Genomic DNA, 508 nt, shown 5'->3' with positions numbered 1-508 from the left:
TCAATACATCGTCAAAGCGGCCGCGCGCATCCAAACTGCGGCGGAACGCTTCGCCGCGCCAGTAGGACAGGGACGAGGTCAAAACCGCGCCGCCCAATACCAGCGTCCACAATAGGTTGAGCCACAACAGGAAAAACGGTACAGCGGCAAATGCGCCGTAAATCGATTTGTAGCCGTCAAAGTTGCCCATGTACCACGCGAACAAAAAGCGTGCCGTTTCCAAGCAAAACGCCGTTACGGCCGCGCCGACCAAAGCATGGCTGGCAGGCACGAAACGGTTGGGCACAAAGCGGTATAAACCCCACAGCAGTAGCGTAATAAATGAAACCGTGGTTATGCCCCTCAGCCATTCCGAGCCGCCCACCACTTGCACCTGACCGATTACGACCGACAAGCCCACGCCCAAAGACAAAGGCCCAAACGTCAGTAACGCCCAATACACCAAAAACTGCATCATCCAAGGCCGTTGCGAATTGACACGCCAAATCCGGTTGAACGCATTGTCTAT

Annotated in this window: 1 protein-coding gene; it reads right to left on the bottom strand. The window is 55.3% G+C overall.

What is annotated here, in order from left to right:
• A partial coding sequence (locus tag ACTHUR_RS18635) for a YihY family inner membrane protein (protein ID WP_440400254.1) occupies positions 1-508 on the bottom strand: 508 nt, incomplete at both ends.

The organism is Neisseria sp. P0021.S007 (assembly GCF_051956855.1).
Note: the sequence above shows the minus strand (reverse complement) of the source record. Positions and strands in the feature narration are given on the sequence as shown.